Here is a 17,192-nt window from a genome sequence, read left to right on the forward strand (position 1 = left end):
TTCCATGTTCTGTTGATTGTTATGAAAAATGAGGATGTAATGACTGATTCTCGTCATGGACGTTTGATTGTGCTTTGTGGTCCCGCCGGTGTTGGCAAGGGCACCGTTTTGGGACGCGTACGTGAGCAGCATCCGCAGATTTGGCTGTCGGTATCCGCAACGACCCGTAAACCACGTCCAGGCGAAGTGGATGGCGTCAATTACTTCTTCATGACCGAACAGGAGTTTCTCGCCAAAGAAGATGCCGGTGAGTTTTTGGAAACCGCTGACGTCTTCGGTCTTGCCCACTACGGCACGCCCGTGAAACCAGTCGTGGAACATCTTGAACAGAATATTCCAGTCATTCTAGAAATCGACATCCAAGGTGCCCGTAGCGTCAAACAGCGTGCGGGTGAGTTGGGCCTTGATGTGATGACCGTGTTCATTGCACCGCCGTCATTCGAGGAATTGGAGCGTCGTCTTGTCGGGCGTGGTACCGAAACCCCGGAACAGCAGGCGAAACGTTTGGAAACCGCGAAAATCGAGCTTGCTGCTGAACCTGAATTCGACAAAGTCATCGTCAATAATGTTGTCGATGATGCTGCAAACGAACTATGGAATCTTATTGCAACGGAATTCAATCTGTAATCATAATAATTAAAGACTGCAACATGCGTTCGAATATATCGGGCGCATGTTTTTTAAAAAAAAATAAGGATTGCGCAGTAAGTAAACTACGCAATCCTCATTATGTATTATTTGAGATTCACTGAAACTCAGGCGAGACCGGAAAGCTTGTTGATCAACTCCGGATCGCGCGTGGCACCCTTATCTGCGGAACGGGCGAAGGCCGCGTAGGCCTTCAGCGCCTGGGAGACCTTGCGGTCGCGGTGTGCCACATAGCCGTCACCGGCTTCGAGTTCGGCGCGGCGTTGGGTCAGTTCTTCGTCGGAAAGCTCGACGTTCACCGTACGGTTCGGGATATCGATGTTAATGATGTCGCCGTTCTTGATAAGGGCGATCGGGCCCTTGTTCGCTGCCTCGGGAGCGATATGGCCGATGGCCAGACCGGAGGAGCCGCCGGAGTAGCGGCCGTCGGTCAGCATGGCGACCTGCTTGCCGATACCCTTGCCCTTGACGAACGACGTCGGGTACAGCATCTCCTGCATGCCCGGACCGCCCTTTGGGCCCTCGTAGCGGATGACCAGTGCCATACCGGGCTTCAGGGTGTCGTTGAGGATAACCTCGATGGCCTGTTCCTGGGATTCGACGACCAGTGCCGGTCCACGGAAGGTCCAAATCTCCTTCGGCACACCGGCGGTCTTCACCACACAGCCGTCAGGGGCGAGGTTGCCGCGCAGCACGGCCAGACCGCCTTCGGTGACGGCCGGATGGTCGATGTCGTGGATCGCACCGTTCATACGGTCGCGGTCGAGGGAATCGAACAGGGTGGTGTGCGTCCACGGATCCGGGGACACGATGTGACCCGGGGCCGCCAGATACATCTGCTTGGCCTGCTCGGTGCAGGTATCACGCATGATGTCCCAGTCGTTGAGCTTGTCCTCAAGCGTCTTGTAATCGATGGAATGCACGTCGCGGTGCAGCTTGCCGGCACGGTCGAGCTCGCCGAGAATGCCGGTGATGCCACCGGCACGATGCACGTCGGAGATCTCCCATTCGCCGGACGGTGAAGCCTTGCAGATGCAGGGCACGGTGTGGGAAATGCGCTCGATATCGTCAAGCGTGAAGTCCACGTCGGCGGACTGCGCCATGGCGAGGATGTGCAGCACGGTGTTGGTGGAGCCGCCCATGGCCACATCCATGGTCATGGCGTTCTCGAACGCTTCCTTGGTGGCGATGGAACGCGGGAGCACAGTCTCGTCATCATCGTCGTAATACTGCTTGGCGATCTTGACGATCTGTTCGGCGGCGCGCTTGAACAAATCCTTACGGTAGGAGTGCGAAGCCAGAATGGTGCCATTGCCCGGCAGGGCCAGGCCGATGGCCTCGGTAAGGCAGTTCATCGAGTTTGCGGTGAACATGCCGGCGCAGGAACCACAGGTCGGGCAGACGGTCTTCTCATAGGCGAGCAGATCCTCTTCGTTCAGATTGTCGTCGGCGGAGGCGTACATCACGTCGATCAGATCGGTGTTCTTCTTCACTGTGCCGTCAGGAAGCACCGTGGTACCGGCCTCCATTGGGCCGCCGGAAACGAAGACGGTCGGGATGTTCAGACGCAGAGCGGCCATCAGCATGCCCGGCACGACCTTGTCGCAGTTCGGGATGCAGATCAGAGCGTCGGCGCAGTGCGCGTTCACCTGATATTCCACAGTATCGGCGATGATGTCACGGCTCGGCAGGGAGTACAGCATGCCGGTGTGGCCCATGGCGATGCCGTCGTCAACGGCCATCGTGTTGAACTCACGCGGGATGCCGCCGGCTTCCTTGATGGCCTCGGAGATCAGTCGACCAACCTTGTTCAGGTGCACGTGGCCGGGCAGGAACTCATCGAAGGAATTGGCAATGGCGATAATCGGTTTGCCGAAATCCTTACCGTCCACGCCAGCGGCACGGTAGAGGGCGCGCGCGCCCGCGAATACTCGTCCATTCATCAGTTTTGCAGATCGCATTTCCATGTTCTCTATTGTGGTAGTTAAGCGGGACACGAGTTTTGTCAAGAGTCACTATGTGGAATTCCCAGAAGCGTTACATTCGTGAGCATTGTCGACGATGCTTGCGCTTGCCAAAAACATAAGAGAAAGGGTTTGAATCAGGTCCAGTGGCGGCCCTATACTTAAGACTTTGGAAAAGAAGCTTTTGGCTTATCTGATGATTGGGAGATAATCAATATGGCATTCGGCACTCAGCCAACCCCGACCGGTCTTGCGGAACCGCCGATCGATGATTTGATGGAGCATGCTGACTCCAAGTACGCACTGGCTATTTTCGCAGCCAAGCGTGCCCGTCAGATCAATTCCTATTTCACCCAGCTTAACGAGGGCCTGCTGCAGAACGTCGGTCCGCTGGTGGAGTATCAGAATCAGGAGAAGCCGCTGTCCATCGCCTTCCGTGAAATCAACGACGGTCTGCTTGAGGAGACCCTCGGCGAAGACGATCTGACCGAAGGTAACTGACGCGACGGCTCTTGAAGCAAGAGCCGAATCTTGAATTTTCATTCGCCCCGATACCTGAGCGGTGCGCTTTGAATAGTCCACAATGAAACTATTGATTGCGTATGCGAAGGACGGGGCGTTTTTCATAGCAACCAGAAGGGACGAACGTGTGGGGCGTTCGTGAAAGGAGCGGCCAGATGGCTGAATTGAAATTGATTTCCGCTGAGTCGGTAACGGAGGGGCATCCAGACAAGGTCTGCGATCAAATTTCCGACGCGATTCTGGATGATATGCTTGCCCAGGATCCGCAGTCTCATGTGGCTGTGGAGACGTGCGCCACCGTCGGCCAGTTCTTCGTTTTCGGAGAGGTGACGAGCGAAGGGTATTCCGACATTCAGAACATCGTGCGTTCCGTGGTGCGTAATATCGGCTATACCAGTTCCTGTGTCGGCCTTGATGCCGATTCCTGCGGCGTGACCGTGTCATTGACCGAGCAGAGCTCCGAAATCAATCAGGGTGTGGCTCGTTTGAGCGGCGAGGCGGAATCGCAGGCATCTCGCGAGCAGCGCTATGAAGCGCAAGGTGCCGGCGATCAGGGCGTAATGTTCGGCTATGCATGCGATGAGACCGATGCGCTGATGCCATTGCCGATTTACTTGGCGCATCGTTTGGCATATCGTCTTACGCAAGTGCGCAAGAATGGCGAAGTACCTCATCTGCGTCCGGATGGCAAGACTCAGGTGACCATCGAATACGATGAGAACGATACTCCCGTTCGTCTCGACACGGTGCTGGTTTCCACTCAGCATGATCCGCAAGTCGATCAGGCGTGGCTTAAGGAGCAGCTGACGGAACATGTGATTCGTCCGGTGCTCGACGATGTGCTTGCCGATCGTGTGGCGCATGATGAATATCGCGTGCTCGTTAATCCGACCGGTTCATTCGTGCTTGGCGGCCCTGCCGCGGATGCCGGTCTGACCGGTCGCAAGATCATCGTCGACACGTATGGTGGTGCGGCGCATCATGGCGGCGGCGCGTTCTCCGGCAAGGATCCGAGCAAGGTGGATCGTTCCGCGGCCTATGCGGCACGTTGGGTGGCCAAGAACATTGTGGCCGCTGGCCTCGCGCATAAGGTTGAAGTGCAGGTGGCGTATGCCATTGGCGTGGCCGACCCGGTGTCCATCAATGTGGAAACGTATGGCACTGAAAATGGCGTGACCCGTGAGCGGATTCAGCAGGCTGTGCGTAAGGTGTTTGACCTTCGACCGGCCGCCATTATCGACGAGCTCGACCTGAAGCGTCCGATCTATTCCAAGACCGCTGCTTACGGTCATTTCGGACGCGACGATGCTGATTTCACCTGGGAGGCCACCAATAAGGTCGACGAGCTGAAAGCCGCCATCGAGGGCTGAGTTACCCTTGAATCATGAGTACTGAGGATGCCGAGCAGCTGGCGCTTGACGGGCTTGCCCCGCGCAAACGGCGCAAACGTGTGTCTACGCCCAAAACGCCGGCTGCCGAGCATCCCATCGCCCAAGTGGTGCTGGACATTCAAGCCACCCATTTGGGGCAAACCTTCGACTATTACGTCGAGGAGAAATATTCCGAAGATGCACAACCCGGCGTAATGGTGCGCGTGCGCTTCGGAGGGCAACGGGTCAACGGCATCGTATGGAACAGAACCGACACCAGCGAAACCCCGGAATCGTCGCTGAGATTCATCGAACGAGTGGTCTCGGATCGTGTGCTGGTACCCGCGTCCATGCGGAATGACGTTACGCTTATCGCGGATGCGTTCGGTGGAACACGAGCCAACATCCTACGTTTGGCGGTGCCTGCGCGAGTGGCGCGAGTGGAACAGGAGCAGCGCCTCGGCAATCGAACGAATATCGAAAAAAACAGACGCAGGGAATCGCTTGCCGAGGTCGAACGGGAATCATACGAACAACTGCAACGGCAATACGGCAATATCAATCTGCTTCACGAAGCGTTGGAATCGCAACGTTTCCAATCGTTCGTGTTCGATCCGCTTCCGGGGGCCGATCATTGGCGGCAGTGCGCGGCATGGATGGTGGTTTTGGCGCTGCTGCAGGGCAAACCGGCGGTGCTGGTGCTGCCGACCATGCGTGAGATCGAGGATATGGCCGAGACCCTGCAGGCTATTGGCTTGCGCCCTTTCGCACCGACGCAATCCTCCGATGGAGCGTATGACGGCGATTTCGCCATTCTGAACGCGCAGATGGCGCCGGTGGAACGGTATCGTGCCTATCTGGCCACCAGCGAAGGGCAGGTTCGGTGCGTGATCGGCACGCGTGCGGCGATGTATGCTCCGGTGGACGGCAATGCGTTGTTCTTCATACTCGACGACGTGTGCTATCAGGATGCCGATGGCATGATGCCATACGCCAACGCTCGTGGAGTGTTGCGGTTACGTGCGAAATCGCATAACGGCGTGTTCGTTGCGATGGCCAATGCGCGCAGCGTGCAAAGCCAGTGGGAGACCGATGCAGCGCACGTCAGAACCACTCAAGTCAGCGGTTTCAGCACTCCTATTCATGCGTTTCCTGCGGTGACCAAGGAGGCAAGTCCTTGGATTCGTTGGCTCAACCGCGATGAATTGGCGAGACTTGCGGATGCAACCATTGGAGCGCGCGTGCCGCACACCGCGGTGCGAGTGTTGTCGAAAGCGTTGGGAAGCGGCCCGGTGTTGTTGAGCATTCCGCAAGATGGCATCAGCGAGGCATTGAGCTGTGCGAAATGCCACCGCCAGGCGAGATGTTCGTATTGTACCGGGCCTTTGGAACGATTGTTGGACGGATCCGTGCGATGCCGCTGGTGTGGCTCCGCCACAGTGCAATGGGCGTGCCCTGCATGCCGGGGCGAGCGTATGCGAGTGGTTCGTGTCGGGGCCGCGGGAACCGCACAGGAACTGAGCCGGCTGTTTCGGGGCGTTCCCATTGTGCTTTCAACGCCAAGCCAGCCGCGTGGCATTGTTTCCGATATTGGATTTACGCCACAGCTGGTCATCGCCACTCCCGGTGCCGAACCCCGTGTGCGTGGGCGGAATCCTTCGGAGTGTGAATACCGTGCCGTGGCCATTCTTGACGCATGGACCAGCCTGTACGCGTTCGGTATCGACGCGGGCATAGACACGTTAACATCGTGGATGCGTGCGGTTTCGCTATGCGCGCCGCGAATTAGGGGAGGCCAGGCGCTGCTGATCGGAGAAACCGATCCTACGCTTGCCCAATCGTTGATGCTTTGGAATTCAACGCTGTTGGCGCAAACCGAGCTACAGGAACGTGAGCAGACGGCATTGCCCCCAGTGTTCGCCGCCGCCTGCGTGTGGGGTCGCCGTGACGCGGTGAAAGCCATGTTGGAACGGATTGGTGCATTGGGAGGGGGAGATATGTCTACCATCGAAACCGCCGAAGGCGTGCTGCCGTCCGTACTGGGGCCGGTGCCCATTCCACAGCCGCGAACCATTGATTCGCGTGAGTTGGAAGGCACCGCGGATCGTGTCAAGGCCGTGGTGCGTGTGCCGCAAAGCCGACGTGGCGAATTGGCGTTGCGTTTGCGTTCCGCCAGCGCCCTCCATGTGGCCGCTCGTGAGCCCGGTGAGCTGCGTTTCCAGCTTGATCCGAAGGAGCGGATCTGACGCACGTCCCCTCGCCGTGAAAAACTAGATAGGTTGAGGTTCGGCATAAGGCCGTATGACAGTGAATGGAGGATCATATGAAGGGCTGGCCAGGAGAGCCTGACATGGAGTACGATGTGCTCATGGCAGACGGCGAAGCCGCGGCGAATGCGGGCAAACCGATTACCGATGTGATTTTCGATTTCGGCAATGTGCTCATCTACTGGGATCCGGTTGCCGTGATGACGCCACGGTATAGCGACGAGCTTGTTGAGCAGTTCCTTGACAACGATATTTCCGGCTTTTATGACGTCAATGACGAGTTGGACTATGGCATGTCGAACGATGATGGTGTCGCCTTGATGCGTGAACGGTACGGAGACAAGTGGGCCGACATGCTGCAGTATTATCTCGACAATTTCGTTGACTCGCTGACCGGCGTGGTGCCGGGCGCCCGCGTGCTCATCAACGATTTGAAAGCTGCCGGCGTGCGCGTATGGGGATTGAGCAACTGGCAGAAGGACCTGTTCCCGATCGCGCTTGATAATTTCGATATTCTGCGCAGTCTCAACGATCGTGTGGTTTCGGGGTACGTTTCCCTGCGCAAGCCCAACAAGGATATTTACGAGTTCGCGTTGCAGCAGTTTGGCATTGACGCTTCCGGTGCGGTATTCGTGGATGATAAGGCCATGAATATCGTAGGCGCGAACAATGCTGGCATTCGCGGCGTTCGATTCAAGGATTCGCGTGCGTTGCGTGCGTTGCTCATCGATGCAGGTGTGAAGATTCCTGCAGTGCGCCAGGCATAGTGTTGATGCGTTGCATTCCTCCTGTTGCACACGCTGCTGATATGCGTGCTGTTGATATGACGGAATGATTCCACGATGATAACGATGTGAATGAGGATTTGATAAGGAGGATTTTCCATGCTGAAAGTGCTGTTTGCCGGTACTCCGGATGTTGCTGTGCCGTCGTTGGAGCTGCTGGCTGAAGACACCGAGCATTTTGAAGTGGTCGCAGTACTCACTCGACCGGATGCGCCTACCGGTCGTGGACGCAAGTTGGTGCCGAATCCCGTGAAACAGGCCGCTCTTGAGCTTGGCCTGCCAGTGATCGAATCCGATCCGAGCGAGGAAACCTTCATTTCCGAACTGGCAGCCACCGGAGCTCAGGCTGCCGCAGTGGTGGCGTACGGCAAAATCCTGAAGCAAGATGTGCTCGACGCGTTGCCGATGGGCTGGTATAACCTGCATTTCTCGCTGCTGCCGCAGTGGCGCGGTGCGGCTCCTGTGCAGCGCTCCATTTGGGCCGGCGAAAAAGTGACTGGTGCCACGGTGTTCCGCATTGTGCGCGCCATGGATGCCGGTCCGATTCTGGCGCAATCCACCGTGGAAATCGGCGTGCACGAAACCGCCGGCGAGCTTCTGAACCGTCTTGCCGAAGATGGATCACGCCTGCTTGCTGCATCGTTGCAGGCCATGGCCGATGATCAGATCATTCCGGTTGAGCAGCCTGCCGGCGCATATGAGATAGCTCAGAAGATCACCGTTGAAGACGCACATATTCGTTTCGACATTCCCGTGTTCGCGGTGGACCGTCAGATTCGTGCCTGCACACCCAATCCGGGCGCATGGTGCGAACTGCATGCCAACGCTGAAGCCAAACCGACCACACTGCACGTGCTTCGAGCACAGAGCGCCGATATAAGCAATCCCAACACGCCTGCGTCGCTTGAGCCGGGGCAGATCGTAGCTGGAAAGAAGAACGTATGGGTGGGCACTTCTTCAGATCCACTGGAATTGCTTGAAGTCAAAGCCCAAGGCAAAAAGGCCATGCGTGCCGCCGACTGGGCGAGAGGGGCTCATCTCGACGGTGCCTACTGCAAATAGAATCGAAAACAGGTGGACCATATAAAGTTGCCGTGTGAACATCATGATTTCACACGGCAACTTTTGCTATATCAAGCTTGCGATACTGCGATTCAAATCATCAGAAGAGCCGAATATCGCAAATCAACGAAGAAAATCAAGGATCCGCGTCAAATCGCGTTCGTTCACACGATGTGGAGCATCCGCCTGAACCGCAGGCTTGGCGCAGAACGCCACACCGAGCCCGGCGGCATGAATCATCGGCAGATCATTGGCCCCATCACCAACCGCAACGGTCTGATCCATACTTATGCCCATATGTGAAGCCCAATCATGCAGCGACTGCAACTTCACATCTTTCGTAACAATATCGCCAAGCACACGGCCGGTCAGACGGCCATCCGCGGCTTCCAAACGGTTCGCAATCCAAAAATCAAGATGCGCGTCGGCGGCAAGGCAATCCACGACTTCATGAAAGCCTCCGGAAACCACGCCGACTTTCCAATCATGCGCATGCAAGGCATCAATCAAATCAAGCGCACCGTGTGTAAAATGCACGCGACGATATACATCATCGAATACCGAAGTCGGCAAATCCTTCAGCAATGCGACGCGAGCCTGCAATGCTTCGCGAAAATCAAGTTCGCCATTCATCGCACGTGCGGTAATCGACGCAATCTGTTCGCCAATTCCAGCAGCGGCGCCCAACTCATCGATGACTTCCTCGTCAATCAGTGTGGAATCCACATCCATAACCAGCAGACCCGGCTGAGAAAGGGTGGGCGTAGGTGCGATGTTCGGCGATTCTTGTTCAAGCATGGTTTTGATTGTCGGAAATCATGCGGACAATGAGTATTCTTAATGGGTGAATGTATGGGGCGGTTGCATTCCGACTTGGGTTTGTCGGAGTGTTCCCGCGCGTCGGAAGTGGGGTTTGCATGGATCAGCGTGACGATACGTTGGCATCATTGGGTGAGGTCAATGATCAGTTGATGGCCAAGAACCATGCGTTGGCCAAGGCGTTGAACCGTGCCACTCAGGAGCTCGCCAAAGCCAAGGCTCAACTGAACCAGTTGGCCGGGCCTCCCATGACTTTTGCCACCATGGTGCGCGTGTATTCCGCTCGAACGGACGAACAGGGTGTGCAGCATGCCAGCGCCGAAGTGATTTCCGGTACGCGACGCATGATCGTGCCGGTTGCGGCGAATGTGCAAGCGTCCAGACTCGAGGCGGGGCGCACTGTGCTGCTCAACGAAAACATGGTGGTGGTTTCGCAGGCTGACACCGACACGTTGGGTTCAGTGCGTACGGTGAAGCAGGTTATTGATGATGGACGATTGCTGGTAGCCGACAATGGAGGCAATGCTACATTGGTCCGTCGTTCGGGCACGTTGTCGAAGGCTGTGATCAATGTGGCCGATCGTGTTACGGTCGATTCGTCCATGCGATTCGCGCTTGCGCTGGTTCCCCCACAGAATGACGCTGATTTGGTGCTTGAGGAAGTGCCGAATGTCACGTTTGCCGACATTGGCGGTTTGGACGAGCAGATCGAACGTATTCGCGATGCCGTGCAAATGCCGTTCCTGCATCGTGAACTGTTCGAACGGTATGATTTGAAGCCACCGAAAGGTGTGCTGCTGTATGGGCCGCCGGGCAATGGCAAAACCCTGATCGCCAAAGCTGTAGCCAATGCGCTTGCCGAAGGCGCGGCCGGCGGCAGGGGTGTGTTCCTGTCGGTGAAGGGGCCGGAACTGCTCAATAAGTTCGTGGGTGAGTCGGAACGGTTGATCCGCATGATTTTCAAGCGCGCGCGTGAACGTGCCGCGGAAGGCAAGCCGGTGATTGTGTTCATCGATGAGATGGATTCGTTGCTGCGCACTCGTGGATCCGGAGTGTCGTCGGATGTGGAAACCACCATTGTTCCGCAATTTTTGGCAGAACTTGACGGCGTGGAAACGCTTGACAATGTTATGGTGATCGGTGCATCGAACCGTATCGACATGATTGATCCAGCAGTGCTTCGTCCTGGACGATTGGACGTGAAGATTCGCGTGGAACGTCCGAAGACGGCACAGGCGGCGCAGATCATCCGCCATTATCTGACCGATGATCTGCCGCTGGTGCCGGAATTGGATGCGAAGGCCCTAATTGGCGTGCTGGTCAACGACATTTATGCAAACGACGAGCATCGGCATCTATGTGATGTGCGTGATGAGCATGGCCAATGGCATCCGGTATATCTGGCAGATGTGGTGTCTGGAGCGGTGTTGAAGAACATTGTGGATCGTGCCAAAACCCACGCCGTGAAGATTTCCATCGAGGATGGTCGGCCTGCGGCGATCGGTGTCGACTTGCTGGCCAAAGCAGTCGACGAGGAATTCATGGAAACCCAAGATGCGGTGCTGGACGCCGATCCGGAGCAGTGGAGCCGCATCAACGGTTTGGATGCCGGGCATGTGACCAGCATCCGCCCAGTGGCGTAATGCTGTTGGATAATATGAAAACAGACGAAAGGAAGTCATATCGATGAGCGTTCGTCGAATCATGGGCACGGAAACCGAATATGCGGTTTCGGCACCGAAACTTGGGCATTACAATCCTGTGCAATTGTCGTTCGACGTGGTTGGTGCCGCGGCAAACGAACGAACCAAGCATATCCGCTGGGATTATCGGCAGGAAGACCCCGTCAACGACGCGCGAGGTACCAGACTGGAACGCGCCGCGGCACATCCCGACCTACTTACCGACGCGCCGCAGCTCAACATCACCAACGTGATCGCAGCTAATGGCGGACGTGTGTATGTGGATCATGCGCATCCGGAGTACTCGTCTCCCGAAACCGATGATCCTTTTGATGCCGTGCTCTATGATCATGCCGGAGACCGCATCATGCGCGCCTGTGCACGCAAAGCCAGCGAACAAGCCGGCACCGCAATCGTACTGCATCGCAATAACGTCGACGGTAAAGGCGCAAGCTGGGGCACGCACGAAAACTACATGATGTTGCGTTCGGTACCATTCGACCAGGTTGCGAAACTCATGACGGCCCATTTTGTGGCAAGGCAGATTTTCACGGGATCAGGTCGCGTCGGCATCGGCGAGCGGAGCGAAACCACAGGTTATCAGCTCAGCCAACGTGCCGACTACTTCCATATGAAAGTCGGTTTGCAGACCACGTTCGACAGGCCGATCATCAACACGCGGGACGAATCGCATAGCACCGACGAATATCGCAGACTACATGTGATTGTCGGCGACGCAAACCGTATGGATGTGCCGCAAGCACTGAAGCTCGGCACCACCAGCATGCTGCTTTGGCTGCTTGAACATGCCGAGGAGGCGGGATTGAACATGGATGAGGCCTTGAGGCCGACCACTCTTGCCGATCCGGTGCGCGCCATGCATGAGGTGTCGCACGATCTTACATTGGGTGCCGCGTTGCCGCTGGAATACGGCGGTGAAACCACGGCATGGCAGATCGAAATCACATTGCGTTCTCTGGTATATGCCGCCGCAGCCGTGGTGTATGGGACCGATACGTCTGGCGAACCGGCGTGGCCGGACCGTTCCACCCGCAACATCATGGCGATGTGGGGACAGGCGCTCGCCGATGTGGCGGCCATTCGCCATGCCGACGATGATACGCGACTTGCGATGCATGGGGAAGCTTCCCGCGTCGAATGGTTGTTGAAATGGCAGTTGTTGGAGAAGCTGCGGCGCAAAATCGGCTCTGGCTGGGGTGATGCGCGCATCGCGGCCGTTGACTTGAAATGGGCTGCGATAGATCCCGCCGATTCAATTTTCGATCGGTTGCGTGCCCAAACGGAACGTCTGGTCACGGACGAGCAGTTGGAACAGGCTTCGGTTGAAGCGCCATCGACTACTCGTGCGTGGTTGCGTGCTGAGATTATTCGTCGTTTCCCTGAGCAGGTCGTGGCCGCATCGTGGTCTCATCTTACCGTGCGTCATCGAACGATTAGTGATAATACCGTGGAGAATCCGATGGTCTCATTGGATATGTCGGACCCTCTGAAATACGGCAAATCTCAATGTTCTGGCTATTGTGAACGTCTCCAAGATGCGGCGTCGATTTTGGAAATGTTACGGTGAAATGCAATCTGTGCGGGTAACATTACCATCAATTGGTCGCGAAGAACGACCATTGACAACAGGTAACATCATCCCGGTATTTTTAGGAGAGAGGACGTGCCGGGACTGTACAGAGGAAACGAAAAGGCATATCTATGGAACTGAGGCAAATCGCCCTCGAAGTCGCCCGCATCCTGCAGGACGCAGGCAAGCATGCGTTGAACGACCAGACGAATCCGCACGACATGAGAAGGCTGGAAGTGTCCGAAGACTGCTTCCACTTCACTTCAAACACCGACGAGCGCCTACAGCAGTTCATCAGCAACCGTCTGACCTATGTCGACGTGTTCGATGGCTTCTGGCAGCTGAGACCGGAGCAGTGCTATCCCGGCCAACGATACTGGTGCGTGGGCGGCATCGACGGCGTGATCAATTTCGCACGCAACATGCCGGAATGGACCATCACCGTGACATTATTCGAATTCAACGAACAGTGCTCCGCACAGCCGATCCTTTCGATCGTGCACGCTCCGGCGCTGGGATTGACGTATCTTGCGGTGCGTGGATCCGGTGCGATCCGTATTCGTAAGACCCCATTGGGAGACAAACGCGAGAAAATCATTCCTTCCACCACGTCGTCCCTCGATGGTTCGGTGGTGAGTTTCGGCATGTCTCCGGTGTCGTCCGAATCACAGCGCGCGCTCGATGTGGTGGCGAAGATCGCCGGGCGTCCTGCCGATATTAAACGTGTCGGCCCGGCGTCCCTTGATTTGTGCAAGGTGGCCGATGGCACGTACGACGCGTATTTCGAACCGCACTTGCATGAGTGGGACGTGCCTGCCGTGTCTGCCGGTGCCGTGGTGATTTGGGAGGCGCAAGGCCATCTGACTCAGTGGAACGGCGAAGGCGTTCACTGGCGTCAGGAGAACGATGTGGTGGCCACCAACGGCCTAATCACCAACGATTTGAGCCAGTATTTGGCATAGTGTTGCATGCTGCGCCACACCTGATATAAGGTGTGGCGCAGCATTTTTTGTAGGTTTGCAACCGGAAGTTACAGGGAGGAATGCCATGCCTCAGGAATTTGACCAGGCTCAATCCGCATCCGCAGGCCAAGAGGTGGGCGACATTGTCGAATCCGCCGGCGTGCAAGTCGACGGAACCACTGATGCGTTGGATGCCGTGCTTGACGACATCCAATCGGTGCTTGAGTCCAATGCCGAGGAATATGTCGGTAGTTTCGTGCAAAAAGGCGGCGAATGATGCCACAGCTGCGAGACAGCGGCAATCATTCCTCGTCTCCGCTTGATGCGGGAACATTGCGTGAGGTTCATTCTTTCGCCCGTATTTTCGGCATTGAAACCGAATACGGCGTCAGTGTTACCGGTGCGGATGCGCCATGCGACGCCAGCCAGACGGCAATGATGATGTTCCAACCGATCATTGCCTCCGCGCGATCGACCAATACGTATATTGAAAACGGTTCGCGACTGTATCTTGATGTCGGATCGCATCCTGAATACGCCACGTCCGAGGCCTGCGATCCCATGGATGCTCTGGCCGTGGATGCTGCTGGCGAACTGGTGATGCGCGACCTTGCGTTGGACGCCCAGCAGAGGCTCCGTTCCACTCATGGGGCGCATGCCACAGTGCATGTGTTCAAAAACAACGTGGATTCCGCGGGGCATTCGTTCGGTTGCCATGAAAACTATCTGGTACGTCGATTTGTGCCGTTGGAAGTCATTGAACATGAATTGCTGCCGTTCCTGATTACCAGGCAGCTGTTCACTGGTGCCGGGCGCGTAACGAAATCGGGTTTCCAGATCACGCAGCGCGCCGATTTTCTGGATGAGGCCGTTTCATCGGCGACCACAAGATCGCGTCCAATGGTCAACACCAGGGACGAGCCGCACGCCGATCCTGACGCTTTCCGCAGACTGCACGTGATCATAGGGGATTCGAATCGTTCCCAATGGGCCACGATGATGAAGCTTGCCACCACGCATCTGGTGTTGTGCGTCATCGAACAGGCGGGACGTGAAGGGCGTGAGTCGGGATTCTCACGTTTCGCGTTCGCGGATGCCAGCGCCGCCAATCGTGCGGTCAGCCGCGATATGAGCGGCGTGACTGCTTCGTTCGACATGGCCGACGGATCGACGTTGCAGGGTGGTGCCGTAGCCATGCAGGAACGTTATCTGCAGGCTGTGGAACAGTTCGTGGATGAGCATCCGGAAGTGGCTTCGTCGTTGCCGCGCACCGATGTGCACGATGTGATTCGTCAGTGGCGCAATGCGTTGGAAATATTCCGTTCCGGCAATGTGGATGCCTTGAGCGACAAGGTGGACTGGGTATGCAAGCATCGCCTGTTCGAAGCGCTGCGTACCCGTTCCGGTGGGAATATTACACAGCGCAAATTGGAGCAACTGGATTTGGATTATCATGACGTGGCCAATGGTGCGTTGTATGACTCGTTGCTTCGTCGTGGGACTTTGCACTCATTGATTGGCGATTGGCAGGCTCAGGAGGCCCGCACCACGCCTCCGGCAGACACGCGTGCCGCATTGCGTGGTAGGTTTGTCGGCGCGGCCAAGGCATATGGCGCGCAGTATTCCTGTGATTGGACCAGATTGTCGTTGCAGTCGCCGCAGAAGATGGACATGGTCTTGCTTGATCCATTTCAATGTGAAGGGAACGAGGATTTCCAAGCCATGCTTGATGCTTTGGCATAAAGGTGAAGGCAGATGGTCTGCATGCATCTACGAGAGTGGGGCGCGGTCGAGGTTTATGGACCGTGCCCCACTCTCGTATTTGTGTTCCGCTATTTCGTTACGTGATTCTAAAGCGGTTAGTGTCGCTAGGCCGATCTAAGTCAGGCTTCACCGCGGTATTTCGCCATCATCTGCGATTGCAGCTGCTGCGCGCTTGGTGGCGTCCATGTAATGGCGTCCGCACCTGCTTCGATAGTGGCGAGAATGCGTTCTTCGGAACCGCCTCCTGATGCGAGAATCGGGATTTCCGGATGGTGCATGCGGATGCTTGCCACAACCTGAGCGGTGCGTGCGCCTGCCGCCACATTGATGATGGCCGCGCCAGCAAGGATCTTACATTCGGTGGTCTCATCGTCTTCCGTGACTGTGGCGATGACTGGAATATCAACCATCAGCATGGTGGTTTCGATGGTTTCCGCAGGAGCGGGCGCATTGATGACAACGCCTGCCGCGCCTTGCATTTCGGCCACCATGGCCAATTCGGCCACACGTGGACCTGTGGTGGTGCCACCGCCCACTCCTACGAACAACGGCATCTGGGCTACGGTGAGCAGCGCTTGCGTGATGACCGGCTCGCCGGTGAACGGGTAGACGGCGAGAATGGCGTTGGCATTAGTGTTGCGAATGATCACGGCGTCGGTGGTATAGGCGAACGATTTGAGCGTATGGCCTTTGACTGTGATGCCGCCGCAATGTTGCGATATGACTGCGGGCACTCGCGCATTGGGGGAGGAGAGGCGACCTTCGATGCGTGCGGTTCCATAACGGGTGCGTGACACGTGAGGTGTCACGGAATGCTGTTCCACAGCCACGGCCTCACTTGGAGTGAACAGGGATCGTTTGCCGATACGAATTGGTTTGGGGCCGTTTGCCTCGGGAGCGTTCTCCTGCTCGTCGCTCATTCCTGTACCTCCGTGTCTGTGTGATTCAGCATAAGGAATTCATGGATGGCTTTGCGTCGTTCTGCGTACTCTTCGCCGAGGAGTCTGGTGTCGGTGTTGTCGATGATACGTTGCAGAAGTTCGCTGAGAGTGGAAAGTTCCTCTTCGTTCAGGCATTCAAGCATATGCGTTGCCATGTCTGATGATTTTGGAAGCTGCTGTAGTGGTGCCACGCCACGACGGGCCGCTTCGACATTGCGTACCCGTGTTGCGGCGCGAAGCGCGGTCTGTGCGCGCGTCGCCTTGAGTTTGGTGTGCAGTATCAGGATGTTGAGTTCGTGAAGTTGGTTGATGACTTCTTTACGTTGATCGGTCATGGATTCCCCATCTATATGGACACGATGTCTAATATAGATAGTCTAGCGCAGGATCAACCTGAGAAACGGTTGCATGCGGGAATCAGAAAAACAGATGCCCCGACCATCGTGGTCGGGGCATCTGATCGTCCATCATCACAATAATTACTTGGTGACAGCCTTCTTCAGCAGGGAGCCGGCGGAAATACGAACGCCGTAGGTTGCCGGGATCTCGATGGTCTCGCCGGTGCGCGGGTTGCGTCCGGTGCGTGCGGCGCGCTTGACGCGCTCAGCGGAGAACAGGCCGGTCAGCTTCAGGCCTTCGCCGGACTGCATTGCCTCGACGAACACGTCCTGGAAAGCGTTCACAGCTGCCTCAGCCTGTGCCTTGGTCAGGTTGGACTTCTGAGCGATCTTCGAGACGAGATCAGACTTGTTGTATGCCATAAAGCATCCTTCTTGGATCAGGGGACATTCTGATTACGAACATCCACGTTCTCT

Annotated in this window: 16 protein-coding genes; 11 read left to right on the forward strand and 5 right to left on the reverse strand. The window is 56.5% G+C overall.

Features of this window, described 5'->3' with window-relative positions; genetic code table 11:
* Positions 1-39: 39 nt before the first annotated feature.
* Positions 40-627, forward strand: coding sequence for a guanylate kinase (gmk, locus tag BBCT_RS02775; RefSeq protein ID WP_033501324.1), 588 nt, complete (start codon positions 40-42; stop codon positions 625-627).
* Between the two features lie 128 nt (positions 628-755).
* On the opposite strand, the gene ilvD is transcribed toward gmk, so the two are convergent.
* On the reverse strand, positions 756-2,615 hold the full coding sequence (ilvD, locus tag BBCT_RS02780) for a dihydroxy-acid dehydratase (RefSeq protein WP_003836478.1): 1,860 nt from the start codon (positions 2,613-2,615) through the stop codon (positions 756-758).
* Positions 2,616-2,828: 213 nt separating this feature from the next.
* Between ilvD and rpoZ the strand changes: the two genes are divergently transcribed.
* From rpoZ to fmt, 5 genes are all read left to right on the forward strand, one after another.
* Positions 2,829-3,113, forward strand: a complete 285-nt coding sequence (rpoZ, locus tag BBCT_RS02785; protein WP_003836480.1) for a DNA-directed RNA polymerase subunit omega — start codon at positions 2,829-2,831, stop codon at positions 3,111-3,113.
* A gap of 176 nt (positions 3,114-3,289) precedes the next feature.
* Entirely contained in the window at positions 3,290-4,504 is a 1,215-nt protein-coding gene (gene metK / locus BBCT_RS02790; protein WP_003836482.1) for a methionine adenosyltransferase, read from the forward strand.
* Between the two features lie 14 nt (positions 4,505-4,518).
* A complete protein-coding gene (locus BBCT_RS02795) occupies positions 4,519-6,750 on the forward strand; it encodes a primosomal protein N' (protein WP_003836483.1) in 2,232 nt (743 codons plus the stop codon).
* A 77-nt stretch (positions 6,751-6,827) separates the two neighbouring features.
* The gene (locus BBCT_RS02800) at positions 6,828-7,538 is read left to right on the forward strand and encodes an HAD family hydrolase (protein WP_033513159.1); all 711 of its coding nucleotides are present in this window, start codon (positions 6,828-6,830) and stop codon (positions 7,536-7,538) included.
* Between the two features lie 117 nt (positions 7,539-7,655).
* Positions 7,656-8,618 carry a methionyl-tRNA formyltransferase gene (fmt, locus tag BBCT_RS02805; RefSeq protein WP_003836486.1) on the forward strand — a complete coding sequence of 321 codons (963 nt, stop codon included), beginning with the start codon at positions 7,656-7,658 and terminating at the stop codon, positions 8,616-8,618.
* Positions 8,619-8,741: 123 nt separating this feature from the next.
* On the opposite strand, the gene serB is transcribed toward fmt, so the two are convergent.
* On the reverse strand, positions 8,742-9,416 hold the full coding sequence (gene serB, locus BBCT_RS02810; RefSeq protein ID WP_003836488.1) for a phosphoserine phosphatase SerB: 675 nt from the start codon (positions 9,414-9,416) through the stop codon (positions 8,742-8,744).
* 119 nt (positions 9,417-9,535) lie between these two features.
* Here serB and arc point away from each other — a divergent pair, with 119 nt between their 5' ends.
* From arc to pafA, 5 genes are all read left to right on the forward strand, one after another.
* The gene (gene arc / locus BBCT_RS02815) at positions 9,536-11,080 is read left to right on the forward strand and encodes a proteasome ATPase (protein ID WP_047750591.1); all 1,545 of its coding nucleotides are present in this window, start codon (positions 9,536-9,538) and stop codon (positions 11,078-11,080) included.
* 43 nt (positions 11,081-11,123) lie between these two features.
* Positions 11,124-12,707 (forward strand): depupylase/deamidase Dop, encoded by a 1,584-nt coding sequence (gene dop, locus BBCT_RS02820; RefSeq protein WP_172620096.1) that lies wholly within the window; start codon positions 11,124-11,126, stop codon positions 12,705-12,707.
* A gap of 134 nt (positions 12,708-12,841) precedes the next feature.
* On the forward strand, positions 12,842-13,672 hold the full coding sequence (locus BBCT_RS02825) for an inositol monophosphatase family protein (protein ID WP_003836494.1): 831 nt from the start codon (positions 12,842-12,844) through the stop codon (positions 13,670-13,672).
* A gap of 85 nt (positions 13,673-13,757) precedes the next feature.
* Positions 13,758-13,949, forward strand: a complete 192-nt coding sequence (locus BBCT_RS02830) for a ubiquitin-like protein Pup (protein ID WP_003836495.1) — start codon at positions 13,758-13,760, stop codon at positions 13,947-13,949.
* On the forward strand, positions 13,949-15,415 hold the full coding sequence (pafA, locus tag BBCT_RS02835) for a Pup--protein ligase (protein ID WP_033513169.1): 1,467 nt from the start codon (positions 13,949-13,951) through the stop codon (positions 15,413-15,415). Before BBCT_RS02830 ends, pafA begins: the two co-directional genes overlap by 1 nt.
* Before the next feature lie 140 nt (positions 15,416-15,555).
* On the opposite strand, the gene BBCT_RS02840 is transcribed toward pafA, so the two are convergent.
* From BBCT_RS02840 to BBCT_RS02850, 3 genes are all read right to left on the reverse strand, one after another.
* Positions 15,556-16,356 (reverse strand): dioxygenase, encoded by an 801-nt coding sequence (locus BBCT_RS02840; protein WP_003836499.1) that lies wholly within the window; start codon positions 16,354-16,356, stop codon positions 15,556-15,558.
* Positions 16,353-16,712 carry a hypothetical protein gene (locus tag BBCT_RS02845; RefSeq protein WP_003836500.1) on the reverse strand — a complete coding sequence of 120 codons (360 nt, stop codon included), beginning with the start codon at positions 16,710-16,712 and terminating at the stop codon, positions 16,353-16,355. The genes BBCT_RS02840 and BBCT_RS02845 overlap by 4 nt, the downstream gene beginning before the upstream one ends.
* Positions 16,713-16,856: 144 nt before the next feature.
* Entirely contained in the window at positions 16,857-17,138 is a 282-nt protein-coding gene (locus tag BBCT_RS02850) for an HU family DNA-binding protein (RefSeq protein ID WP_003808664.1), read from the reverse strand.
* Between the last annotated feature and the right edge of the window lie 54 nt (positions 17,139-17,192).

Origin of the sequence: Bifidobacterium catenulatum DSM 16992 = JCM 1194 = LMG 11043, assembly GCF_001025195.1 — a bacterium.
GTDB classification, from domain to species: domain Bacteria; phylum Actinomycetota; class Actinomycetes; order Actinomycetales; family Bifidobacteriaceae; genus Bifidobacterium; species Bifidobacterium catenulatum.